Annotated in this window: 26 protein-coding genes; 13 read left to right on the top strand and 13 right to left on the bottom strand. The window is 68.6% G+C overall.

All coding sequences use genetic code 11. The annotated features are described in order from the left end of the window. Positions 1–209: 209 nt before the first annotated feature. A complete protein-coding gene (locus RLN94_RS16605) occupies positions 210–797 on the bottom strand; it encodes a transglycosylase SLT domain-containing protein (RefSeq protein WP_350127603.1) in 588 nt (195 codons plus the stop codon). 186 nt (positions 798–983) lie between these two features. On the opposite strand from RLN94_RS16605, the gene hspQ reads away from it, so the two are divergent. Then, a complete protein-coding gene (hspQ, locus tag RLN94_RS16600) occupies positions 984–1,310 on the top strand; it encodes a heat shock protein HspQ (protein WP_300894841.1) in 327 nt (108 codons plus the stop codon). 195 nt (positions 1,311–1,505) lie between these two features. Here the strand turns inward: hspQ and RLN94_RS16595 are convergent, their stop codons facing one another. The 3 genes from RLN94_RS16595 to RLN94_RS16585 form a co-directional block, all read right to left on the bottom strand. Continuing rightward, positions 1,506–3,083, bottom strand: coding sequence for a gamma-glutamyltransferase family protein (locus RLN94_RS16595; RefSeq protein ID WP_350127608.1), 1,578 nt, complete (start codon positions 3,081–3,083; stop codon positions 1,506–1,508). Between the two features lie 247 nt (positions 3,084–3,330). Beyond that, positions 3,331–3,831 (bottom strand): ATP-binding protein, encoded by a 501-nt coding sequence (locus RLN94_RS16590; RefSeq protein ID WP_350127611.1) that lies wholly within the window; start codon positions 3,829–3,831, stop codon positions 3,331–3,333. Beyond that, complete coding sequence (locus RLN94_RS16585; protein WP_350127614.1) at positions 3,797–4,135, bottom strand: STAS domain-containing protein; 339 nt, start codon at positions 4,133–4,135, stop codon at positions 3,797–3,799. The genes RLN94_RS16590 and RLN94_RS16585 overlap by 35 nt, the downstream gene beginning before the upstream one ends. Positions 4,136–4,231: 96 nt before the next feature. On the opposite strand from RLN94_RS16585, the gene RLN94_RS16580 reads away from it, so the two are divergent. Then, positions 4,232–5,404: a thiolase family protein gene (locus RLN94_RS16580; RefSeq protein WP_350127617.1), complete on the top strand. Its 1,173-nt coding sequence runs from the start codon at positions 4,232–4,234 to the stop codon at positions 5,402–5,404. A gap of 20 nt (positions 5,405–5,424) precedes the next feature. On the opposite strand, the gene RLN94_RS16575 is transcribed toward RLN94_RS16580, so the two are convergent. Further along, positions 5,425–5,886 (bottom strand): GNAT family N-acetyltransferase, encoded by a 462-nt coding sequence (locus RLN94_RS16575; protein WP_350127620.1) that lies wholly within the window; start codon positions 5,884–5,886, stop codon positions 5,425–5,427. A 114-nt stretch (positions 5,887–6,000) separates the two neighbouring features. Between RLN94_RS16575 and msrC the strand changes: the two genes are divergently transcribed. Together msrC and RLN94_RS16565 are read left to right on the top strand one after the other, a co-directional pair. Further along, the gene (gene msrC, locus RLN94_RS16570) at positions 6,001–6,456 is read left to right on the top strand and encodes a free L-methionine (R)-S-oxide reductase MsrC (protein WP_350127623.1); all 456 of its coding nucleotides are present in this window, start codon (positions 6,001–6,003) and stop codon (positions 6,454–6,456) included. Between the two features lie 84 nt (positions 6,457–6,540). Then, positions 6,541–8,055: a YifB family Mg chelatase-like AAA ATPase gene (locus tag RLN94_RS16565; protein ID WP_350127626.1), complete on the top strand. Its 1,515-nt coding sequence runs from the start codon at positions 6,541–6,543 to the stop codon at positions 8,053–8,055. On the opposite strand, the gene RLN94_RS16560 is transcribed toward RLN94_RS16565, so the two are convergent. From RLN94_RS16560 to rsmI, 4 genes are all read right to left on the bottom strand, one after another. Further along, entirely contained in the window at positions 8,021–8,932 is a 912-nt protein-coding gene (locus RLN94_RS16560; protein ID WP_350127629.1) for an alpha/beta hydrolase, read from the bottom strand. The two genes, RLN94_RS16565 and RLN94_RS16560, sit on opposite strands and share 35 nt — an antisense overlap. Next, entirely contained in the window at positions 8,929–9,864 is a 936-nt protein-coding gene (gshB, locus tag RLN94_RS16555; RefSeq protein ID WP_350127632.1) for a glutathione synthase, read from the bottom strand. The genes RLN94_RS16560 and gshB overlap by 4 nt, the downstream gene beginning before the upstream one ends. A 75-nt stretch (positions 9,865–9,939) precedes the next feature. Beyond that, positions 9,940–10,359, bottom strand: coding sequence for a YraN family protein (locus RLN94_RS16550; RefSeq protein ID WP_350127635.1), 420 nt, complete (start codon positions 10,357–10,359; stop codon positions 9,940–9,942). A gap of 95 nt (positions 10,360–10,454) precedes the next feature. After that, entirely contained in the window at positions 10,455–11,321 is an 867-nt protein-coding gene (rsmI, locus tag RLN94_RS16545; RefSeq protein WP_350127638.1) for a 16S rRNA (cytidine(1402)-2'-O)-methyltransferase, read from the bottom strand. Positions 11,322–11,406: 85 nt separating this feature from the next. On the opposite strand from rsmI, the gene RLN94_RS16540 reads away from it, so the two are divergent. The 7 genes from RLN94_RS16540 to trpS all read left to right on the top strand — a co-directional run bounded on the left by RLN94_RS16540 (position 11,407) and on the right by trpS (position 21,021). Continuing rightward, positions 11,407–12,582: a penicillin-binding protein activator gene (locus RLN94_RS16540; RefSeq protein ID WP_350127641.1), complete on the top strand. Its 1,176-nt coding sequence runs from the start codon at positions 11,407–11,409 to the stop codon at positions 12,580–12,582. Positions 12,583–12,603: 21 nt separating this feature from the next. Then, positions 12,604–15,369 (top strand): [protein-PII] uridylyltransferase, encoded by a 2,766-nt coding sequence (locus tag RLN94_RS16535; RefSeq protein ID WP_350127644.1) that lies wholly within the window; start codon positions 12,604–12,606, stop codon positions 15,367–15,369. A 203-nt stretch (positions 15,370–15,572) separates the two neighbouring features. Further along, on the top strand, positions 15,573–16,538 hold the full coding sequence (locus tag RLN94_RS16530) for a Hint domain-containing protein (RefSeq protein ID WP_350127647.1): 966 nt from the start codon (positions 15,573–15,575) through the stop codon (positions 16,536–16,538). Further along, on the top strand, positions 16,535–17,059 hold the full coding sequence (locus RLN94_RS16525) for a toxin-activating lysine-acyltransferase (RefSeq protein ID WP_350127650.1): 525 nt from the start codon (positions 16,535–16,537) through the stop codon (positions 17,057–17,059). The genes RLN94_RS16530 and RLN94_RS16525 overlap by 4 nt, the downstream gene beginning before the upstream one ends. Positions 17,060–17,795: 736 nt before the next feature. Beyond that, positions 17,796–19,334, top strand: coding sequence for a murein biosynthesis integral membrane protein MurJ (murJ, locus tag RLN94_RS16520; protein WP_350127653.1), 1,539 nt, complete (start codon positions 17,796–17,798; stop codon positions 19,332–19,334). A 77-nt stretch (positions 19,335–19,411) separates the two neighbouring features. After that, positions 19,412–19,843, top strand: a complete 432-nt coding sequence (locus RLN94_RS16515; RefSeq protein WP_350127656.1) for an ASCH domain-containing protein — start codon at positions 19,412–19,414, stop codon at positions 19,841–19,843. Between the two features lie 158 nt (positions 19,844–20,001). Beyond that, complete coding sequence (trpS, locus tag RLN94_RS16510; RefSeq protein ID WP_350127659.1) at positions 20,002–21,021, top strand: tryptophan--tRNA ligase; 1,020 nt, start codon at positions 20,002–20,004, stop codon at positions 21,019–21,021. A gap of 82 nt (positions 21,022–21,103) precedes the next feature. Here the strand turns inward: trpS and RLN94_RS16505 are convergent, their stop codons facing one another. Beyond that, positions 21,104–21,568, bottom strand: coding sequence for a hypothetical protein (locus RLN94_RS16505; RefSeq protein ID WP_350127662.1), 465 nt, complete (start codon positions 21,566–21,568; stop codon positions 21,104–21,106). Positions 21,569–21,573: 5 nt separating this feature from the next. Beyond that, entirely contained in the window at positions 21,574–22,797 is a 1,224-nt protein-coding gene (locus RLN94_RS16500; protein ID WP_350127665.1) for a YadA-like family protein, read from the bottom strand. A 264-nt stretch (positions 22,798–23,061) separates the two neighbouring features. Here RLN94_RS16500 and RLN94_RS16495 point away from each other — a divergent pair, with 264 nt between their 5' ends. Then, positions 23,062–23,814 (top strand): Stf0 family sulfotransferase, encoded by a 753-nt coding sequence (locus RLN94_RS16495; RefSeq protein ID WP_350127668.1) that lies wholly within the window; start codon positions 23,062–23,064, stop codon positions 23,812–23,814. Positions 23,815–23,889: 75 nt separating this feature from the next. On the opposite strand, the gene RLN94_RS16490 is transcribed toward RLN94_RS16495, so the two are convergent. Beyond that, positions 23,890–24,714, bottom strand: coding sequence for a class I SAM-dependent methyltransferase (locus RLN94_RS16490; RefSeq protein ID WP_350127671.1), 825 nt, complete (start codon positions 24,712–24,714; stop codon positions 23,890–23,892). Positions 24,715–24,809: 95 nt separating this feature from the next. Here RLN94_RS16490 and RLN94_RS16485 point away from each other — a divergent pair, with 95 nt between their 5' ends. Next, complete coding sequence (locus RLN94_RS16485) at positions 24,810–25,391, top strand: VOC family protein (protein ID WP_350127674.1); 582 nt, start codon at positions 24,810–24,812, stop codon at positions 25,389–25,391. A gap of 299 nt (positions 25,392–25,690) precedes the next feature. Here RLN94_RS16485 and RLN94_RS16480 read toward each other — a convergent pair. Then, positions 25,691–25,976, bottom strand: a 286-nt coding sequence (locus RLN94_RS16480; protein WP_350169279.1) for a transposase, incomplete at its 5' end; no start/stop codon positions are given.

Below are 25,976 nucleotides of genomic sequence, written 5' to 3'. Positions count from 1 at the left end.
CCGCCCCCCACCTTCCCCCGCGCCTCTCACCCCCCCCCCCCCCCCCCCGCCCGCCCCCCCCCCCGCCCCCCCCCCCCCGCGGCGGGCTGCGCCCTCGATTCCGCGCTCGGCGCATGAACGCTCCCTGCGCGCCACGGAAAGGCCCGAGTTCAATAGAAAAAGCCGCCACCCGACCCCGGGCAGCGGCTCCTTTCATCAGTACCGTCGCGTCAGTACCGCCCGCAGCGCGCCAGTTGCGCCTGGTAGGTATTGGCCCGCGCCGCCGTCTTGTCGGCCACCCGCAACAGCCACGCCTTCTTGTTGTAGCTGCCGCTCCGGTAACCGCCCCGCCCCTCGTGATAGGCAAGGTACTGGTTGCGCGTGTCATGCTGGGAAATGCCCAGATGCTCGGTGGTCTTCGCCATGTACCAGCCCATGAAATCGGCGGCGTCGTGAATATCGTTGCGGCGCGCGTTGTACCGCCCGCGCTCCTCCAGATATTCCTCCCACGTACCGTCCAGCGCCTGGCTGTAGCCATAGGCCGAACTGATCCGGCCCATCGGGATCACGCCCAGCGTCCAGCGGAAGGGCGTGCGCGCCTCGCCGTCGAACTTGCTCTCCTGGTAGATCGTGGCCATCTGCACGTGAACGGGAACCCCCCATTGCCGCTCGGCGGCACGGAAGGCTCGGGCGTATTGCGGACGCTCGCGAAGGATCACGCAGGCGTCGTCAAGATTTTCAGGCGCGGGACCGCTGCTGCGGCCGCCACACGACGCCACCAACAACAGCAATAGGACCGCGCGAAGGGTTCTGCTCATCTGCCTCTCGCTTTTTTATGGCCTTTTTTCGCCATTGTAACCGATCGGACGGCGTTGGGAAATCCCGAATCCGGGGCCGGGTACTGTCATGGGCGGGTTCACACACTGTTTCTCGCGCATTCGCCAGCAGGCATTGGACAAACGGGCCTTGAAACGGGTAATGTCTGCCTTTAGGGGCTGTTTTGAATGTATACGACACGTGCGAAATATCATCTGGGTCAGGTCGTGCGCCACCGGAAGCATCCGTTCCGGGGGGTGGTCTTCGACGTCGATCCCGAATTCTCGAATACCGAGGAGTGGTACGAATCCCTCCCCGAGGAAAGCCGGCCGTCGAAGGAACAACCCTTCTACCACCTGCTCGCCGAGAACGACCAAAGCTACTATGTCGCCTATGTCAGCGAACAAAACCTGATCGCCGACTATTCCGGCGAACCGGTGGGCCACCCCGACATCCCCGACCTGTTCGGCCCGTTCGAAGACGGCCACTACCCGCTGCATTTTCAGCTGAACTGACCGGGCGGTGGGTTTGCACCCACCCTACACTCCCCGGATGGGCCGGGCGGGCCCGACCCCGCCCCTCACCGTCATCCCGTAGGGTGGGTGCCAACCCACCGCCCGTCCCGGCCCCCGAGCCGGGACCCCGCGCCACCCGAAACCCGGGGCGGGAAATGCAACGCTCCGTAAGGTGGGTGCCAACCCACCATGGGCTCAATACCCCAGCGCACACCCGTCCTTGCGCGGATCGCTCCCGCCTTCCAGAACCCCGCTCTCGTGCATCAACACCGCCTGCGCCCCGCCGATCGGCTCGTCCGGCACGACCACCTCGTGGCCCATATCCGCCAGCGCCTGCCGCACCGCCTCCGGATAGCCGCGCTCGACCCGCAACTCCCCGCCAGAGGCAAAGCTCCGCGGCGCGTCGATCGCCGCCTGCGGCGACAGCCCGAAATCGCGCAGGTTGCTCACGAACCGCGCATGCCCGTTCGGCTGATAGGCCCCGCCCATCACCCCGAACGGCATCACCACCCGGCCGCCCTCGCGCAGCATGCCCGGAATGATCGTGTGCATCGGCCGCTTGCCGCCGCCCAGCTCGTTCGGATGGCCCGGCGTCAGGGTGAACCCCGCCCCCCGGTTCTGGAACAGGATGCCGAACTTCTCCGACGCGATCCCCGACCCGAACCCGTGGAAGATCGAATAGATCAGCGACACCGCCATCCGGTCCTTGTCCACCACGGTGATATAGACCGTGTCCTTGTGCACCGCCTCGGCCACCGGCGCCGCCTTCGCCATCGCCCGTTTCGGGTCGATCAGCGCCGCCAGTTGCTCCGCCGTCTCCGGCGCCAGCATATGGTCAAGCCGTGCCGTGTGATCCGGGTCGGCAATGAACCGGTTCCGCGCATCATAGGCCAGCTTCGCCGCCTCCGCCTCGACATGCGCCCGCTCAGGCCCCCACGGATCCATCCCGGCGATATCGAACTGCTTGAGGATGTTCAGCATCAGGATCGCCGTCGCCCCCTGCCCGTTCGGCGGATGCTCGACCAGCTCCGTCCCGCCATACTCCCCCGACACCGGATCGGCGTATTCGCAGGCCACCCCCGCGAAATCCTCGGCCGTGTGCACGCCGCCCATCTCGCCCAGCGCCGCCAGCATGTCCTCGGCCACCTCGCCCTCGTAGAACGCCTTGCGCCCGTCCTTCGCCACCCGGCGCAGAACCTCCGCCTGCCCCGGCGCGCGGAAAAGCTGCCCCGCCGTCAGCGGCTTGCCGCCATCGGAATAATGCGCCACCCCATGCCCCTGAAGCACCTCGACGTCACCGGGAAAGTCGAACGCCACCCGCTCGGCCACCGGCACGCCGGCCTCGGCATAGTGAATCGCCGGGGCCAGCACCGCGTCCAGCCCCAGCCGCCCGTGATCCTCGCTCAACCGGCAGAACGCGTCCACCGCCCCCGGCATCGTCACCGCCTCGGTCCCGTGCACCGGCACCGTCTCGTGCCCCTTCTCCCGCAGCGTCTCCGCCGACGCCGCCGCCGGCGCCCGGCCCGAGCCGTTCAGCGCCTGCACCTCGTCGCTTCCGGCCTCGTTGAACAGCACGAAGCAATCGCCGCCGATCCCGGTCATCTGCGGTTCGCAGATCCCCAGCAGCACGGCCCCGGCAATCGCCGCGTCCACCGCGTTTCCGCCCCGTTCGAGAATATCCACCGCGGCCTTGGCCGCCAGCGGATGGGACGTGGCGCACATGCCGTTGGCCGCCAGTACGGGCGACCGGCCCGGAAGATGAAGATCGCGCATGGGTGAAACCCCTCCTGTAAACCTCTCCCCGCGACACTAGGACGGCCGCGCGGGAATGCCAACAAACCGGCGGGCCGGTTGTGAACGTTCAGGTTTTCAGGGGGGTAAGTACCTCGACGCCGCGCACTGGGTGGGGGCTGTTAAACGCGGCGCCGAGGGAAGCCATATGCAGCTACAAGACCGGTTATCGCGTTTGTTTCTGGCGGTTTTTCGTAATGATTGCGGCGAGATTAAGGTTTTTGGCCCCTCACGCCCCCGATCGCGGCGCAAACCGCAACCCAAGGGTGTTTTGCCCCTCGCTCCGGCTGTACTGCACCGCATCCGTCTGGCTGTGGATCAGGTACCAGCCGAATCCGCCCTCGGGCTGCCGCTCGCAGGGCACCTCCGTATCCGGCAGCACGCCCTCGGGCATCTCGCCGCCGGGCATCGGCTTGCCCCGGTCGGCGATCGTCACGCACAGCGCGTCGCCCTCCATCCTTGCCTTCAGCCACACGCGCCCGCCGGCGCCGCCATAGGCATGTTCGCCGATATTGTTCAGCACCTCCGCCAGCACAAGCTCGACCCGGAACAACAGGCCCGGCGCCGCCCCGGCCCGCGCCATGATCCCGCGCACGGCCGCCACCGCCTCGCGCGTGGCCTCGGGCGTCGCGCGAATCGTCAGCGACAGGCGTACGCCCGCCGCCGTCCCGGTCCGCGCGCCCGGCACGGCCCGCTTACCCGGCCGCGCGGCGCGTGGCACTGTCGACATCCCCGTAAATCCCGAAGACCGTATCCATCCGCGTCAGCCGGAACACCTTGTCCACGTCCGGGCGCAGCGCCGCGAGGTCCAGCTTGCGCTCCGGCCCGAGGAACTTCATCACCGCCACGATGGCGCCAAGACCGCTCGAATCGACGAACGCCACCTGCCCGAGGTCCAGCACCACGCGCGGCGCATCCTCGTCCACCACCGCGCGCACCGCGTCCTTGAACCGGATCGCACCGGCCGAATCGATCCGGTCCGCCATCACCGAGATCACCTGCACGCCGTTCAGGCTATCGCTGTCGAGTTCCATGAGCCGTCCGCCTTAGGTACTAATACGACGCAGGCTAGACCGCATTCGTTACCATTCGGTATTCTGCGGCATCAAAATCCGAGGAGGATCAAACCCATGAAAGACGTTGTCATAGCCGGAGCCGCCCGCACCCCCATGGGCGGGTTCCAGGGAGATTTCGACGGGGTCGAGGCCAGCCTTCTGGGCGGCACCGCGATTCGCGCCGCGCTGGCCGATGCCAGGGCCGAAACCGTGAACGAGGTGCTGATGGGCTGCGTCCTGCCCGCCGGCCAGGGCCAGGCCCCCGCGCGGCAGGCCGGCTTTCATGGCGGTCTCGGCGAAGACGTGCCGGCCACCACGCTCAACAAGATGTGTGGCTCGGGCATGAAGGCCGCGATGATCGCCTTTGACCAGATCGCCCTCGGCGACACCGACCTGATGATCGCCGGCGGCATGGAAAGCATGTCGACCGCCCCCTACCTCCTGCCCAAGATGCGCGGCGGCGCCCGCATCGGCCATGCCGAGGTCAAGGATCACATGTTCCTCGACGGGCTGGAGGATGCCTATGACAAGGGCCGCCTTATGGGCACCTTCGCCGAGGATTGCGCCGAGAAGTACCAGTTCACCCGCGAAGCCCAGGACGACTACGCCATCGGCTCCCTCGAAGGCGCGCTCGCCGCCCAGAAATCCGGCGCCTTCGACGCCGAGATCACGCCGGTCACCCTCACCACCCGCAAGGGCGAGGTCACGATCTCGCAAGACGAACAGCCCGCCAAGGCCCGCCCCGACAAGATCCCCCAGCTCAAGCCCGCCTTCCGCAAGGACGGCACGGTCACCCCCGCCAACGCCTCCTCCATTTCCGACGGCGCGGCGGCGCTGGTGCTGGCCTCGGGCGACGCGGCCAAGGCAAACGGCCTCAACATCCGCGCCCGCATCCTCGGCCATGCCAGCCATGCGCAGGCGCCCGGCTGGTTCACCACCGCGCCCGTGCCGGCGGCGCAGAAACTGCTGAAGAAACTCGGATGGTCGAAAGACGATGTCGACCTGTGGGAGGTGAACGAGGCCTTCGCCGTCGTGCCGATGGCCTTCATGCACGAAATGGGCCTGCCCCGCGACAAGGTCAACGTCAACGGCGGCGCCTGCGCGCTTGGTCACCCGATCGGCGCCAGCGGCGCGCGCATCATGGTCACCCTGTTGAACGCACTGGAAAAACGCGGGCTCAAGCGCGGCGTCGCGGCCATCTGCATCGGCGGCGGCGAGGGCACGGCCATCGCCATCGAACGCACCTGAACCCTACGCCACCATAGGATCTAGCGATCCAGGTCGCGCCGCATCGTGGCCATGCCACCGCGGCGCGACAATTCCTCGTAGCCCGACTTTTGGTAGAGCCGCAGCGCCGCCTCGTTGTCCAGCTCCACCTTCAGCGTGATGCTCAGCGCCCCCAGATCCCGCGCCGCATCCTCCGCCAGCCGCGCCAGTTCCTCGCCGGTGCCGCCCCGCATCTCTTCCTCGACGAAGACATAGGTCAGGTGCCGCACCTCCGGCCCCACGCCCACGCGCAGCGCAAAGAACCCCACCTCGCGGCCCTGGCCATCCAGCAGGTAGAACGACTCGTCATCCACCTCCTGCAGCCACCGCATCTTCCACTCGCCTTCGTCGAACGGATACCGCGCATGCGGGTTCACGAGCGCCATGTCGCCTTCGTCCTTCAGCAACCCCGCAAGCGGGGCAAGGTCGCGCTCCTCGTTATGGCGCAGGTTCAGGGTCGTCATATGTCTCTCCTTCGGCCGGAAATCGCGTGTCGGGGGCCGCACCTGCCACATCCCCCGGGGGCGATGCAAGCCCGGGGCTGGCGGAACGCCCCGGCCCGTGCCATATCCCCGTCCATGAGGATCGACTACGCCACCACCGCCAAGACCATCGCCGCCCTCACCGAGGGCGAAACCGACGACGTCGCGCTCATGGCCACGGTCGTCTGCGAGTTGCACCACGCCGACGACCGCTTCGACTGGACGGGCTTCTACCGCGTGACCGAGCCCGAGCTGCTCAAGATCGGCCCCTACCAGGGCGGCCATGGCTGCCTCGTCATCCCCTTCTCCCGCGGGGTCTGCGGCGCCGCGGCCCGCACCGGGCACGTACAGCTCGTCGCGGATGTCGAGGCCTTCCCCGGCCACATCGCCTGCGCCGCCTCCACCCGCTCGGAAATCGTCCTGCCCGTCCGCAACGGCACGGGCGAGATCATCGCCGTGCTCGACATCGACAGCGACCAGCCCGACGCCTTCACCGAGGCCGACAGCACCGGCCTCTCCGCCATCCTGCAAGACGTCTTCGGCCGCCTCTGAACCGCCGGCCGTCAAGGCGTTAACCAATCCTCAACCATTCCCGCCCACCCTGTTAACCAAATTGGGCAACGCAAGGGATGCGCGATGGTGGCCCGCGCCTACACGGTCGCGTTCGAGGGGGTCGAGGCGAAAACGGTCGAGGTGCAATGCGCCGTCACCGCCGGCATTCCCGGCTTCTCCCTCGTGGGCCTCCCCGACAAGGCGGTGACCGAGGCGCGCGACCGCGTGCGCACGGCGCTCACCTCCATGGCCATCGCGCTCCCCTCCAAGCGCATCACCATCAACCTCTCTCCCGCCGACATGCCGAAGGAGGGCAGCCATTTCGACCTGCCCATCGCCCTGGCCCTCCTCGCCGCGCTGGAAATCATCCCCGCCGACGCGGTCGAGGGCACCTGCTCGCTGGGCGAGCTGTCCCTCGACGGCTCCCTCCTGCCCGTGATCGGCGCCCTGCCCGCCGCCCTCTCGGCGGCCGAGGCCGACCGCACCCTCCTCTGCCCCAAGGGCTCGGGGCCGGAAGCGGCCTGGGTCGACGCCGCCCGCGTCATCGGCGCCGCCACCCTCGCCGATGTCGTCCGCCACTATACCGGGCAATCCCCCCTCCCCCCGGCCGAACCGGGCGAGGTGATCCCCGACAAATCCGGCCGCGACCTCACCGACGTCAAGGGGCAGGAACGCGCCAAGCGCGCCCTCGAAATCGCCGCCGCCGGGCGCCACCACCTGATGATGGTCGGCACGCCCGGCTCCGGCAAATCCATGCTCGCCGCCCGCCTCCCCGGCCTCCTCCCGCCGCTCACGGCACAGGAAGCGCTCGAAACCTCGATGATCCACTCCCTCGCCGGGCTGATCGAGGAAGGCGGCATCAACCGCGCCCGCCCCTTCCGCGAACCGCACCACACCGCCTCGATGGCCGCCATCGTCGGCGGCGGCCGACGCGCCTCGCCGGGCGAGATTTCCCTCGCCCATAACGGCGTGCTCTTCATGGACGAGTTCCCCGAATTCACCCGCTCCGTGCTCGAAACCCTCCGCCAGCCCGTCGAATCGGGCGAGGTGGTCGTTGCCCGCGCCAACGCCCACGTGAAATACCCCTGCCGCTTCATGCTGGTCGCCGCCGCCAACCCCTGCAAATGCGGCTACCTGCCCGACGCCTCCCGCGCCTGCGCCCGCGCGCCCGCCTGCGGAGACGACTACATGGGCCGCATCTCCGGCCCCCTGATGGACCGGTTCGACCTCCGGATCGAGGTGCCGCCCGTCGCTTATACCGATCTCGACCTGCCCGGCTCGGGCGAGCCCTCGGCCACCGTCGCCGCCCGGGTCCAGGCGGCGCGAGACCTCCAGCACACCCGCTACCGCGACCATCCCGGCATGCGCCTCAACGCCGATGCCGAGGGGGAAATGCTCACCGAAATCGCCACGCCGGACACCGAGGGCCGCGAGCTTCTCACCAAGGTCGCCGATCGCTTCGGCCTCTCGGCCCGCGGCTATCACCGCGTCCTGCGCGTCGCCCGCACGATCGCCGATCTCGACGGGTCCGACACCATCCGCCGGCCCCACGTGGCCGAGGCCGTCAGCTTCCGCCTGTCGGCCGCGAAAGAGAGTTGATCCACGCCGCGATTTCCCGCAGCGTCACCATCGCCTCCGGCATAAGCCCTTGGAAATACGGCCAGACATGCGGCAGGTCATGCTCGATCCGCATCTCCACCTCCACGCCCTGCGCCTCAAGCCGTTCGGCCATGCGCCGCGTGTCGTCCAGCAATATCTCCGTATCCCCGACGCACAGCCACACCGGCGGCCCGCCCGTGAAATCGGCAAACAGGGGCGAGGCTCGCGGGTCTTCCGCATCCGCCCCGTCGAGATACATCTCCGCCGTCTCCGCCGCCCGGCTCGCGGGCAGCATCACGTCGGCCCCGGCATTGGTTCGCACGCTCTCGCCAGAAAACCCCATGTCGGTCAGCGGCGACATCGCGAACACCCCCAGCGGCGCCTTGCCGCCCGTCCGCAACACCTCCGCCAGCACCGCCAGCGCCAGCCCGCCGCCGGCACTGTCCCCGCCGATGACCACCCCGCCGGGCCAGTCCTCGACGGCCCGGTACACCGCCAGCGCATCCTCGACGGCGGCCGGGAACGGATGCTCCGGCGCCAGCCGGTAATCGGGCAGGCAGGCCGGCAGCCCGGCCAGCGCCGACAACCGCCCCAGCATCGCCCGATGCGTGCTGGACGAGCCGAACACGTAGCCCCCGCCATGCAGATGCAAAACCAGCGGCCCGGCCTCCCGGCGCACGCTCTTCGCCCGCGCCCATTGCACCGGCACCCCGCCCAGCACGCCGCGCTCATAGCGCGTGCCGAACGGCGCCCGGAAGAACAGCCGTGCCTTGAACTCGAAATTCCGGCGCAGAGTGGCGGGATCCTCCACCCGCGCCATGTACCGCTTCTCGGTGAAACGCAGGTAGGGGTTCAGGAGGCGCCGCGCGAGGCTCACGCCCGCTTGCCCTCGATCGCCTCCCAGATCTTCGCGGCGACATTCACCCCGTCGAACCGCTCCAGCTCCTGGATCCCGGTGGGCGAGGTCACGTTGATCTCGGTGAGGTAGGTGCCGATCACGTCGATGCCCACGAACACCTGCCCGCACTCCCGCAGACGCGGCCCGATGATGCGGCAGATCTCCCGGTCGCGCTCGGTCAGCTCCACCTTCTCGGGCCGCCCGCCCACATGCATGTTCGACCGCGTCTCGCCCGCGCCGGGGATGCGGTTGATCGCCCCCACCGGCTCGCCATCCACCAGGATCACCCGCTTGTCGCCCTTCTTGATCTCCGGCAGGTATTTCTGCGCGATCAGCGGCTCGCGGCTGAACCCGGTGAACATCTCGTGCAGCGAGGCAAGGTTGCGGTCGCTCTCGGGCAGGTGGAACACGCCCGCCCCGCCATTGCCGTAGAGCGGCTTGAGGATGATGTCGCCATGCTCGGCCCGGAACGCCTTGATGGTGTCGAGGTCGCGGGCGATCGCCGTGGGCGGCATCAGCTCGGGAAAATCGAGGATCAGCAGCTTCTCGGGAAAGTTCCTGACCCAGAAGGGATCGTTCACCACCAGCGTGCCGGGGCTCAAGCGCTGCAGCAGATGCGTGGTGGTGATGTAGAACATGTCGAACGGCGGATCCTGCCGCAGCCAGACCACGTCCATCCCCGACAGGTCGAACAATTGCTCCTCGCCCAGCGTGAAATGATTGCCCTTCTCCCGCCGTACCTCCAGCGGCCAGCCCCGCGCCTCGACCCGCCCCTGGTTATAGGCCAGCCGGTCCGGCGTGTAATAATAGAGCTCGTGCCCCCGCGCCTGCGCTTCCTCGGCCAGCCGGAACGTGCTGTCCCCGTTGATATCGATCGGTCCGATCGGATCCATCTGAAAGGCGATTTTCATAGGCTGTCCCCGGCAAATGCGTGCAGCCTTTACATGGGCCAATCCCGGCCGGTGTGCAAATCCGAAATGCGCCGCTCAGAGATGGCTGAAGGCCGCCTCGCGAATCTCGACCTCTCCGCGGTCATCCACCACCGCCAGATCGAACCGCACCTCGGAAAGCTGCCCCTGCGGCGTGTTGCCCAGGTATTCCGAGCCCGCCAGGTGAATGCGCTGCATCTGGTCGAGGCGCAGCCGTTCCGCCGCCGCATCGAAGCTCGAGGCCTTCTTCACCTCGCAGAAGACATAGACGCCGCGATCCAGGAAAATCAGGTCGATCTCACCCGCCTGCCCGCGCCAGCGCGTTTCCAGAAGATCGGCACCGCGCATGTCATAGGCCCGAGCGACCGCCTTCTCGGCACTGACGCCCGACAGGTAGGCACGCCGCCCCCGCCGCCGCTTGGCCGCCGGCACCACGGTGGCCGTGCCACCCTCGTCGAACCTGAAATGCTTCGTCATGCCTACTCCTTCCTCAAAGCAATGCCCGGACCAAGATCAACGTCCAATCCAACAATCAAAGCCCGGCCCGGCAAGAAACCTCAAACCAACAAACCTCACTCACGCGCCTTCGCCAGCTCAAGCGCACGCTGGTACACTGGCCGCCGTTTCACGCCCAGCTGCGCCGCCACGATATCCGCCGCATCCCGCACCGAACGCCCCTCAAGCGCATCGATCAGAGCCGAATCTAAATCAATTTCACTAACAGACATTGAATCCCCCTGCCCCACCAGCACGACGATCTCCCCCTTCAGCGTCCGCCCCGCCATTTCCTCCGCCAGCTCTTCGAGGGTCCCGCGCCTCACCTCCTCGAATTTCTTGGTCAATTCCCGGCACATCGCCGCCGGCCGCGCGCCGCCCAGCACCTCCGCTGCGTCTTTCAGCATCGCCGCCACCCTCTTCGGCGATTCGTAGAATATCAGCGTGCCGGGCACCGCGGCAAACTGCCCAAGCGCGGATTTCCGCTTGGATCCCCCCTGCGGCAGGAACCCCGCGAAGAAGAACCGGTCCGCCGGCAGCCCCGAGAGCGTCAGCGCGGTCACCGCCGCCGATGGGCCCGGCGCCGAGATCAGCCCGTGCCCGGCTTCCACCGCCGCCCGCGCCAGGTCAAACCCGGGGTCCGACACCATCGGCGTGCCGGCCTCGGAGGCGTAAACCACTGATTTTCCCGCCTCCAGCGCCGCCATGATCCGCGGCCGCGCGCGGCCCGCGTTATGATCGTGGTAGCTCACCAGCGGCCGGTCCCCCAGCGGCACGCCATGGATATCCATCAGCTTGCGCAGGCTCCGCGTGTCCTCGGCCGCCAGCATGTCGGCCGACCCGAGAATATCGAGCGCCCGCAGCGTGATGTCGCGCGCCGCGCCGATCGGCGTTGCAATCAGGTAAAGCCCCGGAGCCAGCTCCGGGTTGACCGGAATCACCACTGGACCCCTCCCGCATGACGTCTATGATCGGCCCGAAACCCGTACGGGACCCTGTCCCGCCGTCAGAAGGGAGCACTTCTCGTTCATGTTCGCCGTTTTCACCAAGCTTCGCAAGCTGATCCTCGGGCCGCTGGCTCTCCTCTCCATCGCCCTGCTCGCCGCCTGCGCGAGCGGGCCGATCATCGGCTCCGGCCCCTCGATCACCCCCTCGGCCCCGGTGCCGGTGGCGCTTCTGGTGCCCTACGGCTCGGCCGACACCAATGAGCAGAAGCTCGCGAAGGACCTCGAGAACGCCGCCCGCATGGCGGTCTCCGACCTGAACGGTGTGCAGGTCGACCTGCGCGTCTACGGCACCGCCGGCAACGCCGAGAAGGCCGGCCAGGTCGCGGCCGAGGCCGTGGCCGAGGGCGCCAAGATCATCATCGGCCCGCTGCATGCCGAATCCGCCAACGCCGCGGCGCTCGCCGTCGCCAACCGCGGCGTCAACGTGCTGGCCTTCTCCAACAACCCCACCATCGCCGGCGGCAACCTCTTCGTGCTGGGCCAGACCTTCGACACCACCGCCAACCGGCTTGTCAGCTACGCCGCCTCGCAGGGGCGCGACCGCATCATGACGGTCTATTCCAACAACCTCGCCGGCCGCCTCGGCCGCGCCGCGATCCAGCAGGCGATCACCCGCAACGGCGCCGTCCCCGCAGGCGCCGTCAGCTACGAGTTCTCGCAACAGGGCGTGGTCGCCGCCCTGCCCAAGATCAAGAACACCGCCCAGCAGACGCAGGCCAACGCCATCTTCCTCACCGCCAACACCGCCGGCGCCCTGCCGCTCTTCTCGCAGATGCTGCCCGAGAACGGGCTGGGCCAGGACAAGGTGCAGTATATCGGCCTCGCCCGCTGGGACACGCCGCCGCAGACGCTCGAACTGCCGGGCGTCCAGGGCGGCTGGTTCGCCCTGCCCGATCCCGGCCGCTCGGCCCAGTTCCAGAGCCGCTTCCAGGCCGCCTACGGCGCGGCCCCGCACGCGCTCAGCGGGCTGGCCTATGACGGCATCGCCGCGGTCGGCGCGCTGGCCACCGGCGGCGCCCGCAACGCGCTCTCGAAAGAGGCGCTGACCCAGCCGGCCGGCTTCCAGGGCGTCAACGGCGTGTTCCGCTTCCTGCCCAACGGCTCGAACGAGCGCGGCCTCGCCGTCGCCACGATCCAGGACAAGCAGGTCAAGGTGCTCAGCCCGGCGCCGCAAGGCTTCGAAGGCGCGAGCTTCTGATCCCGCGCCGACCGGACCGGAATGAAAGACGCAACGCCCCCTCCGGCTGACCTGATCGGCCCGGCCGACGACCTCTTCGACGAGGAGGCCGTCGGCCGCGCGCTCGACACGGCCATCACTGATGCCGGCACCGACGCCGCGGCCCGGCGCAAGGCCGTGGTCGACAGGCTCGCCGCGGCGATGGAAGAGGGGCGCAGCGCCATCGCGGCCGGGCTTTCGGCCGATCCCTTCGCCGCCGAGGCGGCGATCCGCTCCTATAGCTGGCTGACCGATTGCGTGGTCCGCGCCGCGCTCGACATGGCCGCCCGGCACATGCACCCGCTGCCCACCCCCACCGAATCCGAGCGCATCGCCGTCTTCGCCGTCGGCGGCTACGGCCGGGGCGAGATGGCGCCGTTTTCCGATGTCGACCTGCTGTTCCTGACCCCCTACAAGATCACCCCCTGGGCCGAGAGCGTGATCGAAAGCACGCTCTACATCCTCTGGGACCTGCGCCTGAAGGTCGGCCATTCCAGCCGCACGGTGAAGGATTGCCTGCGCCTCGGGGCCGAGGATTTCACCATCCGCACGGCCCTGCTGGAAAAACGCTTCATCTACGGCGATGCCGCGTTGGGCGAAACCCTCCGCACCCGGCTGCGCGAAGACCTTTTCGAAGGCACCGAGCGCGAATTCATCGAGGCCAAGCTCGAGGAACGCGGCATCCGGCACCAGAAGCAGGGCGTCCGCTACATGGTCGAGCCCAACGTCAAGGAGGGCAAGGGCGGCCTGCGCGACCTGCAATGCCTGTTCTGGGTGGCCAAGTATGTCCACCGGGTCGACGACGTGGCCGATCTCGTCACCCTCGGCCTCTTCGCCGAGGAGGAATTCGCCACCTTCGCCAAGGCCCACAATTTCCTCTGGGCGGTGCGCTGCCACATGCACCTGATCACCGGGCGCGCCACCGAACAGCTCACCTTCGACCTGCAGGTCGAGGTCGCCACCCGCATGGGCTATGTCGACACGCCCGGCCGCCGCGCGGTCGAGCATTTCATGCAGGATTACTTCCGCCACGCCACCGCGGTGGGCGAGCTGACCCGCATCTTCCTGACCAAGCTCGAGGCGGCGCATGTCAAATCGCGCCCGCTCCTGCAACGGCTCTTCAAGCGCAAGCGCAAGCTCAAGGATAATTACGCCGAGGTGCATGGCCGCCTCGCCATCGTCGACGAGCGGAAGTTCCTCTCCGACCGGATCAACCTCCTGCGCCTTTTCGAGGAGGGGCTGCGCACCGGGCTGCTCATCCACCCCGATGCCATGCGCCTCGTGACGGCCAACCTGAAACTGATCGACGAAAGCTTCCGCAACGACCCCAAGGCGCGCAAGCTCTTCCTCGACCTGCTGCTGAAGCACGGCAACCCCGAACGGGCGCTCCGCCGGATGAACGAGCTCGGCGTGCTCTCGGCGGTCCTGCCGGAATTCGAACCGATCCGCGCGCTGATGCAGTTCAACATGTATCACAGCTACACGGTCGACGAGCATATCATCCAGTGCATTTCACAGCTCGACAAGATCGAACGCCACGAGCTTGACGAGGCCCTGCCGGTCGCCTCCTCCATCCTCGAGGAAGGCGTGAACCGCCGCGTCCTCTACGTCGCGCTCCTGCTGCACGACATCGGCAAGGGCCGGGACGAGGATCACTCGATCCTCGGCGCCCAGATCGCCCGCAAGGTCGCCCCCCGCCTCGGGCTCAAACCGAAAGAGGTCGACACCGTCGAATGGCTGGTCCGCTATCACCTGCTGATGTCGGACATGGCCCAGAAACGCGACATCGCCGACCCCCGCACCGTGCGCGACTTCGCCAAGGCGGTGCAGACCAAGGAACGGCTCGACCTGCTCTGCGTGCTCACCGTCTGCGACATCCGCGGCGTCGGCCCCAACACCTGGAACAACTGGAAGGCCTCGCTCCTCCGGGCGCTCTACCGCCAGACCCGGCGTGCCATGGAAGGCGGGCTCGAGGAACTCAACCGCGAACAGCGCGGCTCCGACGCCAAGCGCAACCTGCGCGAGGAGCTGGCCGACTGGGATCCGAAGGACCTCAAGACCGAAACCGCCCGCCACTACCCGCCCTACTGGCAGGGGCTTCACGTCACGGCGCATGTGGTCTTCGCCCGTCTGCTGCGCGACCTGCACGAGGACGAGATCGCCATCGACCTCGCCGTCGACGAAGACCGCGACGCCACCCGCGCCTGCTTCGCGCTGGCCGATCACCCGGGCATCTTCTCAAGGCTGGCCGGCGCACTGGCCCTCGTCGGCGCCAACGTGGTCGATGCCCGCACCTACACCTCCAAGGACGGCTTCGCCACGGCGGTCTTCTGGGTGCAGGACAGCGAGGGCCACCCCTACGAATCCGAACGCCTCCCCCGCCTGCGCCAGATGATCACCAAGACGCTCAAGGGCGAGGTCGTTGCCCGCGACGCCATGCAGTCGCGCGACAAGCTCAAGAAACGCGAACGCGCCTTCAAGGTGCCGACCCACATCACCTTCGACAACGAAGGCTCGGAAATCTACACCATCATCGAGGTCGACACCCGCGACCGCCCCGGCCTGCTCTACGACCTCACCCGCACGCTGGCGGCGGGCAATGTCTACATCAACTCGGCGGTCATCGCGACCTATGGCGAGCAGGTGGTCGACACCTTCTACGTGAAGGACATGTTCGGCCTGAAATTCTATACCGAAAGCAAGCAGCGCGTCCTCGAACGCAAGCTGCGCGAGGCCATCGACAAGGGCGTCGAGCGCGCCTCCGAATAACCCCCGCCCCGACCCGCCCCGCGGCCACAAGTCGAATTCTTCAAAAGAATTCGACCCGATATCTTTTCAAGATATCGCCCCCCCCTGCGACCCCACCGCCACGCTTCCCCGGAGCGAACCCCAACACCGTCGACAAACGGCTTAACAGCCGGTAAACTGCCCGCAAATCAGCCGAAACGAGCTGACACAGGCAGGACAGAGCAGTGGGTTACAATATCAGCGAAACCACGGGTGCCACCGGCGGTGGCACGTCCGGGATCGACACGTGGACATTCGACGTGGACCTCACCGGCGCCGACGTCACCACCGTGTCGGGCGACTTCGACGAAGTCCCGATCGGCGGCGGCGGCGCCAGCGAGGCCACCCAGGGCTACACCTTCACCGTTACCCAGGGCGGCCAGTACGGGGACCTCGAATTCAACCGCGTCACCGGCGAGTTCGAGTTCCACATCGACCGCGACGCGATGCTCGCCTCGGGCACCGACCAGACCATCGTGATCTCCGTCACCGGCCGCGACAGCCAGGGCACCGACACCGACACGATCATCATCAACGTCACCATCTGCGTCGCCCGCGGCACGCTGATCGACACCGAAGCCGGCCCCGTCCCGGTCGAGGAGCTGCGCCTGGGCGACATGGTCCGCACCCTCGACGGCCCGGCGCGGCCGGTGCGCTGGATCGGCTGCCGCCACGTCTCGGCGGCCGAGCTGGCCGCCGACCCCTCGCTCCGGCCCGTCCGCATCTCTGCCGGCGCCTTCGGCCCCGGCCAGCCCGCGCGCGACCTCACCGTCTCGCCCCAGCACCGCATCCTCGTCGACGACTGGCGCGCCGAGCTGTTCTTCGGCGCGGACCAGGTGCTGGTGCCCGCCAAGGGGCTGATCAACGACCTGACCATCCGCACCGATCACGCCGCCCCCGGCGTCGACTATTTCCACGTGCTCTTCGACCGGCACGAGATCATGTTGACCGAGGGCCTGCCCACCGAAAGCTTCCACCCCGGCGAATACGCCCTGCGCGACCTCGCCGAGGAGACCCGCGCCGAGCTCTTCCGCCTCTTCCCCGAGCTTGCCTGCGGCACCGGCGCCCCGGAAACCGCCCGCATGGTGCTGCGCCCGTGGGAAACCGCCCTGCTCAACGGCCACGCCCAGGACCGGAGGATCGCCTCATGACCGCCCTCACCGACGCCGCCGGCAAGTCCCTCCCCGATATCGAGAGCCCCTCGCCCGAGCGCCTCCGCGCCTATGGCGACATGATGTTCCTCGCCTTCCGAAGCCCGCGCCACGCCCGGATGCCGGTGGCCCAGCTCCGCACCCATCTCGAACCGCCCCTGCTGCTGGGCCAGTTCCGCCTCTTCCGTTTCGACGGAGTGGCCCGCGGCCTCTACACCTGGGGCTGGCTCAGCCGCGAGGCCGAACGCCGCCTGATCACCGGCGCCGGCCTCGCGCCCGAAGACTGGAACAGCGGCGACCGGCTCTGGATCGTCGACATCATGGCGCCCTACAAGGGGCTGACCGCCTCGATGGTGCGCTGGATCATGCAGGACGGGCACTTCACCGAGGACGATTTCTACTTCCGCCGCGTCGGCGACGACAACCGCACCCGCCGCATCGTCCATATCGACTTCCGCCGCGCCTCCCTCGCCAAGGTCTGGTCCGAGGCCGATTTCCTCGCCGCATCCCCCGGCGCCTGACCCTCTCTCCGATCGCGCCGGGCCATCCGCCCACGCCGAACCTGACCCAAGGCCTCGCACCCGACCCCGACGGCCCGGAGCCCGCGCCCCTGCCCCAAAACTCGACGCGCCCCGGACCCGATCCGGGGCCTCTCCTCCGGCCCGGCTCGCCTGCGACCCAGGACCTGCGCCCGTGCCCCAGGAAACAACCCGCTCCGGACCCGACCCGGAACCTCTCCTCCGGCCCGACTCGCCTCCGAACCAAGACACGCTCCCGCGCCCCAAGCCACAACCCGCCCCGGACCCGATCCGGGGCCTCTCTTCCGGCCCGGCTCGCCCACGGCCCAAAACCCACGCCCGTGCCCCAAGCAACAATCCGCCCCCGACCCGATCCGGGGCCTCATTGCCAACACCCTCCGCCATCGACCTCCGACAAAAACCCGACGCCCAAGCGCCCGGCCCGCCGCGAGCCCCATTCCGGACCTTCACAACCCAACCCGCCCGAACCTGAACCGACAGCGGGTCTCGATTCGGATCATCGCCGAGAAATCCTAAGAAACCGTTTCCACCCTCCCTCCACCGCCCCGCCGGGCCCCCGCACCGACGCGATACCGACAAAATACCGACGTTATACCGACGTCGAAAATCCCACCGGTCAAAGCCCCGTTTCTCCCGCTGCCCCACGCCCGCTCTTCCCCCGCCCCGATCAATCCGCTACTCCTCGGCCCAGACCCTCCCCAGCCGAAAAGGCCGCCCCATGAAGCCCATCCGCCTCCTCTCCGGCATCCTCACGGTCGGCGGCTGGACCCTCATGAGCCGCCTGCTGGGCTTCGTCCGAGACGTGCTGATCGCCGGCTTCCTCGGCCCCGGCGTCCTGATGGACGCCTATGTCGCGGCCTTCCGCCTGCCCAACATGTTCCGCCGCTTCTTCGCCGAAGGCGCCTTCAACGCGGCCTTCGTGCCGATGTTCTCCAAACGCCTCGAAGCCGACGAGAACCCCGAAGCCTTCGCCAGCCTCGCCCTCTCCGGCCTCAGCCTCGTGCTGCTCACCCTGACGGCCGTCGCGATGTTCTTCATGCCCGCCCTGGTCTACGCCACGGCCGAAGGCTTCTACGGCGACGCCCGCTTCGACGTCACCGTGGAATACGGCCGCATCGTCTTCCCCTACGTCTTCTTCATCTCGCTGGCGGCGCTCCTGTCGGGCGTGCTCAACGCGTCGGGCCGCTTCGCCGCCGCGGCCGCCGCGCCGGTGGTGCTCAACATCCTGCTGGTCGCCGCCATGACCGTGGCCTGGGCCATGGGCGGGGCTGTGGCCGAGGCGCTGGTCTGGACCATCCCCTTCGCCGGCGTGGCCCAGCTCGCCCTGGTCTGGATCGCCGCCGACCGGGCGGGCCTGCGCGTCCGCCCCGTCCGGCCCCGCTGGACGCCCGAGATGAAGAACCTCGTTCGCGTCGCCGTCCCCGCCGCGCTGGCGGGTGGGGTGGTGCAGGTCAACCTGCTGGTGGGCCAGCTCGTCGCCTCCAACTACGACAAGGCGGTCAGCTGGCTCTACTCGGCCGACCGGCTCTACCAGCTTCCGCTCGGCGTGGTCGGCATCGCGGTGGGGATCGTGCTGCTGCCCGACCTCTCCCGCCGCCTTAAGGCGGGCGACGACGCGGGCGCCCGCAACGCCCTCTCCCGCGCGGGCGAGCTGTCGCTGGCGCTGACCATCCCCTGCGCCGTGGCGCTGATGGTCATCCCCCTGCCGCTCGTGTCGACCCTCTTCGAGCGCGGCGCCTTCGGCCCCGACGACACCGCCGCCACGGCCCTCGCCGTCGCCATCTACGGCCTCGGCCTGCCCGCCTTCGTCATGCAGAAACTGCTGCAACCGCTGTTCTTCGCCCGCGAAGACACGAAAAGCCCGTTCCGCTATGCCCTCGTCGCGATGGTGGTCAACGCCGCCCTCGCCATCGGCCTCGCCTACGCCATCGGCTGGATCGCCGCGGCCCTCGCCACCACCGCCGCCGCCTGGGTGATGGTCTGGCAACTGGCCCGCGGCGGCCGCCGCTTCGGCGAGGTCGCCAGCTTCGACGACCGCTTCCGCCGCCGCATCTGGCGCATCATCGCGGCATCACTGCTGATGGGAGCGGTGCTCTGGGCCGTCTCGGCCCTGCTCACCCCGGCCTTCGGGCTGGGCGGCTGGCGCTGGCTGGCCCTGCTGTCGCTGATCGCCTCCGGCACCCTGGCCTATTTCCTCTTGGGCCAGCTCCTCGGCGCCTTCCGCATCGCCGAGTTCAAGGCCGCCATGCGCCGCTGATCCCCGGCGCCCTTGCCAAGGGGCGCGTCTCTGCAAGATGATACGCGACAACACCGCCCGAAAGGAGAAGACCGGACATGCCCAACGACCTGGCCGCGCTGCAATCAAAGTACCCAACCGCCAGTACCTTCAAGTTCGGCGACAGTGCCGAACTGTCCGCCACGCTGGTGTCGCTGGTACGCAGCGGCCGGAAAACGGCAACCTGCAGCGCCCTTCACGAGTTCGGGAAGGACGAACCTCTGCCGGAAGTCGGCCGGCGCGATATCTGCCTCAACTGGGACGACACGCCAGCCCTCGTGATCGAGACCGCCGAGCTGATCCAGTGCCGGTTCGACGAGGTGACCGAAGAGATGGCCCTTGCCGAAGGCGAGGATGACAGTCTCGAGGGCTGGCGTGCGGGCCATCGAGGCTATTTCGAACGGAACGGCGGGTTTTCACGGGACATGCAGCTCATCTGGGAACGGTTCGTTCTCGTCGAGGACCTCGCGCCGGACCGGTCAGCCGTTTGATCGCGAGACCGGTCGGAAACGCCTCCGCACACGCCTCCCGGCCACCGGCCCTGCAACCGACCTGAACCGGAGCCCCTCCCCCACCCCCCGCCTCTCCTTGACGCGATCCGCCCCCGCAAGTAAGCGAAACCAACGGCATTCCAGACGGAGCACACCCCATGACCGAGGTGGTCCACACACCGCGCGTTTTCTCGGGCATCCAGCCCACCGGCAACCTGCACCTTGGCAACTACCTCGGCGCGCTCAAGCGCTTTGCCGACAGCCAGGAGGAAGGCATCGAGTCGATCTTCTGCATGGTCGACCTGCACGCCGTCACCGTCTGGCAGGAGCCGGCCGACCTGCGCCACGCCACCCGCGAGCTGGCGGCGGGCTTCATCGCCTCGGGCATCGACCCGACGAAATCCATCCTCTTCAACCAGAGCCAGGTGGCCGAGCACACCCAGATGGCCTGGGTCTTCAACTGCGTCGCCCGCATGGGCTGGATGAAGCGGATGACCCAGTTCAAGGACAAGGCCGGTAAGAACGCCGAGAACGCCTCGCTGGGCCTCTTCGGCTACCCGGCGCTGATGGCCGCCGACATCCTCGTCTATCACGCCACCCACGTGCCCGTGGGCGAGGACCAGAAACAGCATCTCGAGCTGACGCAGGAGATCGCCCGCAAGTTCAACCACGATTTCGAGGTCGATTTCTTCCCCGAGACCCAGCCCGTCATCGAGGGCGCGGCCACCCGCGTCATGAGCCTGCGCGACGGCTCGAAGAAGATGTCGAAATCCGACCCCTCCGACATGTCCCGCATCAACCTCACCGACGATGCCGACACCATCGCCAAGAAGATCCGCAAGGCCAAGACCGACCCCGAGCCGCTGCCCTCCGAGAAAGGCCCGCTCGACGACCGGCCCGAGGCCCGCAACCTCGTCAACATCTACGCCGCGCTGGCCGACACGAGCGTCGATCAGGTGCTGGCCGAGCACGGCGGCAAACCCTTCTCCGAGTTCAAGCCGGTGCTGGCCGACCTCGCCGTCGACCGCCTCGCGCCCATCTCGACCGAGATGTCGCGCCTGATGGAAGACGTGGCCGAGATCGACCGCATTCTCGAAGGCGGCGCCGCCCGCGCCCGCGCCATCGCCGCGCCGATCCTGAAGAAAACCTACCAGATCATGGGCATGGTCGGGGCCTGAGGGCCCCCCCGATTTCCGCGCGGAAAACGGGCTGGAAAATGCACAAATTCCGGGCGCGCCGTATCGGCCCGGGCAGATCTCCCTACTCCCCCGCCTCGGCCTCCGCCTCCGCCTCCAGCGCGAAGATCCCCAGCCCATAGAGCTTCCACGCCCCCTCCACATGCTGGAAATACAGCTCGAAGGAGACCCCCTCCGGCCGCGCCGGAAAGCTGCCCTTCACCTCGAACAGCCCCGTCTCGGTCAGCCCCGGTTCCTCGGTATAAACCGGGTTCGACAGCACCACCCGCTCCAGCCCCAGATCCCTTTTCCGGACCGACGCGAAGATCGCCGCCAGCTTCGCCGGATCGTTGGCATTGCGGAAATCCGGCGCGCCCAGATCCCGCAGCACGGCATAATTCCCCGTCCGGTTGGCATGGTCCACCGCGATCAGCGTCGACCACACCAGCCGTGCCGTCTCCGACCGGCCGGGCGCGGGCACCGCCTCCTGCGCCGTCCCCCCCTGCGCCAGCATAAGCGCGAGCAGCGCCGCCAGTCCTGTCGCCCGCATCCCCCTCACCAGCTGAAGGTCATGCCAAGTCGGCCGCCAACCGTATCCCGGTCGAACCCGTAGGCCAGCCCCGCGTCAAGCTGCGCGCTCGGGCTGATCCGCACGGCCCCCGACAGCGCAAAGGCCGACGACCCGTCGAAGAAGCCCAAGCCCCCGCCCAGCGCGAAGGTCTCCGACGGCGGCACGTAGGGCACGTCCAGCGCCATCGCCATCGCCACGCCTTCCCGGTTGCGATCCACGTCCCGCTGCAGCCCCGGTATCGCGGCGGCGGCCGCGAAGAGGGCACCGCCATCGGTGGCAAGGTTGCCCGACGCGTCCGAAGTCACCACCTGCACCGGCCCGGTCTGCGCCGCGGCACTGGCGGCGGTGGTGATGCCGGGCGCGGTATAGGTATTCGCGGCGGTGCCGAACATCATCTGGTTGTCCCGCGTGGTCGCCGCATCGGCACCGAGGGCGGTGGCGTTGGCGTGGTTCGCCGCGGCCTGCCGCCCGATCGCCACCGAACCCGTCGCCGTGGCGGCCGCGTTCGCCCCCACCGCGATCGCGTCCGTGCCGTTGGCCACCGCGCCCGTCCCTGTGCCGGCCCGGTCGCCGCCGATGGCGATGGCCCCGGCCGCGCCCGCATCCGCCGTCCCGCCGAGGGCGACCGCCTGGGTCGCGCCGGCCCGCGCTTCACCGCCGACCGCGACCGCATCCGAGCCAATGGCCCGGCTGTCCGCGCCCAGCGCGACCGCCCCGGTCCCGTTGGCCAGCGCGCCCTGGTTGTTGCCATCGAGATCACCGCCCATCGCCACCGCCCCGGCGGCGCTGGCATCCGCCTCTCCGCCGATGGCGATGGCCTGTGCCGCGTCCGCATCCGCATCGCCGCCGATCGCCACGGCATAGACCCCCGAGGCCCTTGTCCCCAGCCCGGACCCGTTCGGATCGCCGCCAATCGATATCGCGCCCAGGGCGCTCGCCGCGGTGTTGTTGCCGACCGCCACCGTGTCCGGCTCCGACGCCGCCGCATTGGGCCCACACGCCGTCGCCGTGGCGACACCGTTGTCATTGGCCCCTTCGGTCGTGTCCAAACCCGTGTCCGCCAGGTTGTTGCCATTCGTATCCAGCAGGCATTCCGCCGCCCGCGCCGGCCCGCCCGGCACCACCCCGAGGCCCAGCGCCACAACCGCCGCCAGCCCCACGCACCCGATACCCTCACCCTTCCCGAAACGCTTCACATTGCCGATCATGGTACGGTCCCTCCGTGTACCCGATATCCGGCAACCCGCCTTGCCCCCAAGGCCGGTGCGCCCCTGCAATCCCGGCCCGTCCCGCAACCACGGGTTGACCCCCTCACGATACCCCGATCCCAGGTTTACCTTACGAAAACTTCCGTCCCCACAAACCGACCGGCGGAACTTCGCCAAGCCCTCGCCCGACGCCTTCGCCTTGCCCCCGCCGGCCCAAGACCCGATACTCCGCCCAACACCGCCCCCGCCCCCGCGAGACACAGCATGACCCAACGCGGCTACATCCTCTGCGGCACGCCGCGCACCGGCAGCACCCTGCTCTGCGGCCTGCTCACCGATCACGGGCTCGGCGCGCCGCATTCCTTCTACCGCCACGAGGATATCGCCGACTGGGCCGAGGGCTGGGGTCTGCCCCCGCGCGATACCCTCGGCGAGCCCGCCTTCCAGCGCGCCTACCTCGCCGCCGCCATCGCCGAGGGGCGCGGCGGCACCCCGGTCTTCGGCCTCCGCCTGATGCAGGAAACCCTGCCGGACCTCTCGGCCATCCTCGACACCCTCTTCCCCGGCCTGCCCTCCGACCGCGCCCGCCTCGAACGGGCCTTCGGGCCGCTCGCCTACCTCCACCTCTCCCGCGACGACAGGCTGGCCCAGGCCATCTCCCTCGTCCGCGCCCGGCAATCCGGCCTCTGGCACCGCGCCCCCGACGGCACCGAGATCGAACGCACCGCCCCGAGCGCGGCCCCCGCCTACGACTTCGCCCTGCTCTCGGTCACCCTGGCCAGTCTCGAGGCGCAGGACGCGGCCTGGCACCGCTGGTTCGCGGCCCAAGGCATCACCCCCCTGTTCCTCTCCTACGAAACCCTCGTGAACGACCCCGCCGCCGCCCTCGCCCGCATCTGCCAGACCCTCGACCAGCCCGCCCCCGACCCGGCCACCGTCACCCCCGCCACCGCCCGCCTCTCCGACGCCGTCAACGAAGACTGGGCAGCCCGGTTCAGACAGGACGCCCGAAGGTAACCCGCGCCGCCCCCAACACCCACTCCCCGCCCCGGGCCTGACCCGGGGCCTCGACCCGGCACTAGCCACAACCGGTCACCCCTTCCGCAGCCACCAAACATGCTCCGCCGGGAAATCCCGCGACCACGCCGCCGGGATGCCGAACTCCTCGCCCGTCACCCCCTCCGGCGCATAGACCTCCTTGAGCCCCTCCACCGAAAAGCCGATCTCCAAGAACAGCGTGATCCAGTCCGCGAAGGTGAGGGAATACTCGATCCCGCCCGGGTCGATCTCCACCTGCGTCCAGTCCACCCGCCCGATGCCCCGATACGCCCGGTGCAGCACCCGCTCGCAGGCCGCCCCGTTCAAAGGCGTGGTCAGGTAGACGAAGGCATGGTGACCAAGGAACACCAGCCGCCCCCCGGGGCGCAGCACCCGCCACGCCTCCCGCAGCCACACGGTCGGATCGCACCAGATCGCCGCGCCATATTCCGAGATCGCGAAATCGAACGCCCCGTCGGCAAAGGGCAACGCCTCGGCATTGCCCTCCTCGAACCGGATATCCGCGCCATGCTCGCCCGCCAGCCGCCGCGCCGTGGCCAGCTGCCCCGCCGACAGGTCGATCCCCGTCACCCGCGCGCCCCGCCGCGCCATCCAGCCCGAGACATAGCCCGTCCCACAGCCCAGCTCGACCGCGTCCATGCCCGCCATGTCCTCCGGCAGCAGCCCCAGCTCCCGCTCCGGCACCTCCCAGATGCCCCAGTAGGGGCTCCCGCTCGCCCAGGCCTTTTCGCCCGCCGCGACCCACTCCTCCGCCATCCCGTTCCAGTGATCGCGGTTGATATCCACATGACTGTCCATGCGATGCACCGTATCGCGGCGCCCCCCCTTGGCAAGCCCGAACGCCTTCTGCCCGCGCATCCGCGCACCATCCCCCGCACCGGGCGCAGACACATCCCCCTTGCCGCACAGCCCACAGGCCCCATACTTGACCCAATCCAAAGGAGAAGCCAGCCATGCACAAGCTACAGGTCCAGGGCGTCCACCACATCACGCTGACCGGCGCCGACCGGCAGACCTCGATCGACTTCTGGGAAGGCGTGCTCGGCATGCCCTTCATCTTCGACCAGCCCAATCTCGACGACCCCGACGAGGGGCACCTCTATTTCGATCCCGGCGACGGGCGTCTGATCACGATCTTCACCAACGAGAGCCGCAAGCCTGTCCACAACCGCACCCCCACCGATCCCGGCTGCGTCCACCACCTCGCCTTCAACGTCAGCCACGCGACCTTCTCGCAGGTCGTCGACCGGCTCGACGCCCGTGGCATCCCCCATTCCGGGCCCAAGGACCGGGGGTTCATGGATTCGATCTATTTCAAGGATCCGCTGGGTTTCCTGATCGAACTGGCCTGCTACCGGTTCGAACCGCCGCGCGGCTGCTCGCATGCCGACGTGATGATCGAGGCCCACCACGACCGCGTGGCGCGCGGCGATGACCACATCGAGGAAAAACACCTCGCCCACGCCATAGAGACGCTCGTCCACCGCACGCAAGCAAGTCTCTCCGGCGACCGCGAGCCCAAGAACCCCTACTGATCGAGGATCACCCGCCGGGGCCTCAAGTTGATCGAGGCTCAGTTTGGCACACGCCCGGAATCCAGGCCGAAGGCCGCCGGGCGAGCGCCGGCCCGTCCCGGCGGGCAGGCGCTTTGGCAACGTGGCGCCACGTCTCGATGGAGGATGTGGATGGCGCCATAAAGCAATCGCCAAATCCGTTGCAGCGCCTCCCCACGGACCGGCGCTCACCCGGCGGGTGAAACGTCAGTGTAGTGGTTGATAAGAGAGCCTCCGAGCCGTGACCCCATCGAGCCCACGAAACGTAGCAACTGTCTTTCTCATCCCGCCACTGGCTGGTGCTCCCTCTGATCCCGCAGCATGGCATTGAGGATAGTGAGCAGCTTGCGGGCGCAGGCGCTGATGGCGAGTTTGACGGGCTTTCCCGCCTCCTGCAGCTTGCGGCGGAAGGCCTTCAGCACGGGGTCGTAGCGGCTGGCGATGAACCCCGCGAGGTAGAGCGTCCGGCGCACCTCGGCCCGGCCGCCCCAGATCCGGCGTCTGCCACGGAACCGGCCGCTGTCGCAGGCATGCGGCGCGAGACCCGCCAGTTTCGCGATGGCCCGG

Source organism: Roseovarius sp. (assembly GCF_040223625.1).
GTDB lineage: Bacteria > Pseudomonadota > Alphaproteobacteria > Rhodobacterales > Rhodobacteraceae > Roseovarius.
Note: the sequence above shows the minus strand (reverse complement) of the source record. Positions and strands in the feature narration are given on the sequence as shown.

Excerpts from the sequence above, each read along its gene's own strand:
- RLN94_RS16605 (WP_350127603.1), bottom strand. The coding sequence starts at position 797 with ATGAGCAGAACCCTTCGCGCGGTCCTATTGCTGTTGTTGGTGGCGTCG.
- hspQ (WP_300894841.1), top strand. The coding sequence starts at position 984 with ATGTATACGACACGTGCGAAATATCATCTGGGTCAGGTCGTGCGCCAC.
- RLN94_RS16595 (WP_350127608.1), bottom strand. The coding sequence starts at position 3,083 with ATGCGCGATCTTCATCTTCCGGGCCGGTCGCCCGTACTGGCGGCCAAC.
- RLN94_RS16590 (WP_350127611.1), bottom strand. The coding sequence starts at position 3,831 with ATGTCGACAGTGCCACGCGCCGCGCGGCCGGGTAAGCGGGCCGTGCCG.
- RLN94_RS16585 (WP_350127614.1), bottom strand. The coding sequence starts at position 4,135 with ATGGAACTCGACAGCGATAGCCTGAACGGCGTGCAGGTGATCTCGGTG.
- RLN94_RS16580 (WP_350127617.1), top strand. The coding sequence starts at position 4,232 with ATGAAAGACGTTGTCATAGCCGGAGCCGCCCGCACCCCCATGGGCGGG.
- RLN94_RS16575 (WP_350127620.1), bottom strand. The coding sequence starts at position 5,886 with ATGACGACCCTGAACCTGCGCCATAACGAGGAGCGCGACCTTGCCCCG.
- msrC (WP_350127623.1), top strand. The coding sequence starts at position 6,001 with ATGAGGATCGACTACGCCACCACCGCCAAGACCATCGCCGCCCTCACC.
- RLN94_RS16565 (WP_350127626.1), top strand. The coding sequence starts at position 6,541 with ATGGTGGCCCGCGCCTACACGGTCGCGTTCGAGGGGGTCGAGGCGAAA.
- gshB (WP_350127632.1), bottom strand. The coding sequence starts at position 9,864 with ATGAAAATCGCCTTTCAGATGGATCCGATCGGACCGATCGATATCAAC.
- RLN94_RS16550 (WP_350127635.1), bottom strand. The coding sequence starts at position 10,359 with ATGACGAAGCATTTCAGGTTCGACGAGGGTGGCACGGCCACCGTGGTG.
- RLN94_RS16540 (WP_350127641.1), top strand. The coding sequence starts at position 11,407 with ATGTTCGCCGTTTTCACCAAGCTTCGCAAGCTGATCCTCGGGCCGCTG.
- RLN94_RS16535 (WP_350127644.1), top strand. The coding sequence starts at position 12,604 with ATGAAAGACGCAACGCCCCCTCCGGCTGACCTGATCGGCCCGGCCGAC.
- RLN94_RS16525 (WP_350127650.1), top strand. The coding sequence starts at position 16,535 with ATGACCGCCCTCACCGACGCCGCCGGCAAGTCCCTCCCCGATATCGAG.
- murJ (WP_350127653.1), top strand. The coding sequence starts at position 17,796 with ATGAAGCCCATCCGCCTCCTCTCCGGCATCCTCACGGTCGGCGGCTGG.
- RLN94_RS16515 (WP_350127656.1), top strand. The coding sequence starts at position 19,412 with ATGCCCAACGACCTGGCCGCGCTGCAATCAAAGTACCCAACCGCCAGT.
- trpS (WP_350127659.1), top strand. The coding sequence starts at position 20,002 with ATGACCGAGGTGGTCCACACACCGCGCGTTTTCTCGGGCATCCAGCCC.
- RLN94_RS16505 (WP_350127662.1), bottom strand. The coding sequence starts at position 21,568 with ATGCGGGCGACAGGACTGGCGGCGCTGCTCGCGCTTATGCTGGCGCAG.
- RLN94_RS16500 (WP_350127665.1), bottom strand. The coding sequence starts at position 22,797 with ATGATCGGCAATGTGAAGCGTTTCGGGAAGGGTGAGGGTATCGGGTGC.
- RLN94_RS16495 (WP_350127668.1), top strand. The coding sequence starts at position 23,062 with ATGACCCAACGCGGCTACATCCTCTGCGGCACGCCGCGCACCGGCAGC.
- RLN94_RS16490 (WP_350127671.1), bottom strand. The coding sequence starts at position 24,714 with ATGCGCGGGCAGAAGGCGTTCGGGCTTGCCAAGGGGGGGCGCCGCGAT.
- RLN94_RS16485 (WP_350127674.1), top strand. The coding sequence starts at position 24,810 with ATGCACAAGCTACAGGTCCAGGGCGTCCACCACATCACGCTGACCGGC.